The organism is Staphylococcus auricularis, from assembly GCF_051172115.1.
Classification (GTDB): Bacteria; Bacillota; Bacilli; order Staphylococcales; family Staphylococcaceae; genus Staphylococcus; species Staphylococcus auricularis_A.
The window spans coordinates 1-253 of sequence record NZ_JBPIZN010000040.1 but is presented as its reverse complement, the minus strand read 5'-3'; the positions used below and the strand labels follow the sequence as shown (position 1 = coordinate 253).

The window sequence follows — 253 nt, the reverse complement described above, 5'->3', positions numbered from 1 at the left end:
ATGATATTTCGTCTCCAAAATCAACCGATAATAAGTATTTTGCTTTTTCTTTATCTTTATTCATTTGTTCTACTAAAGGATCTATCCCATCAAATTTAATTTCTGGTCTTAAATAATGATGCCAAAATACAGTGACACGCTCGCCGTAAATATTTTCGTTAAAATCAAATAAATTCACTTCTATAACTACTTGTGCTTTAGAAGGATCATGAAATGTAGGTTTTACACCCACATTGGCCACACCTCTATAAAC

Annotated in this window: 1 protein-coding gene; it reads right to left on the bottom strand. The window is 31.2% G+C overall.

From position 1 onward, the window contains the following. The coding region (locus ACSBRB_RS10725) for a riboflavin kinase (RefSeq protein ID WP_435032735.1) at positions 1 to 253 on the bottom strand (253 nt) is incomplete at both ends.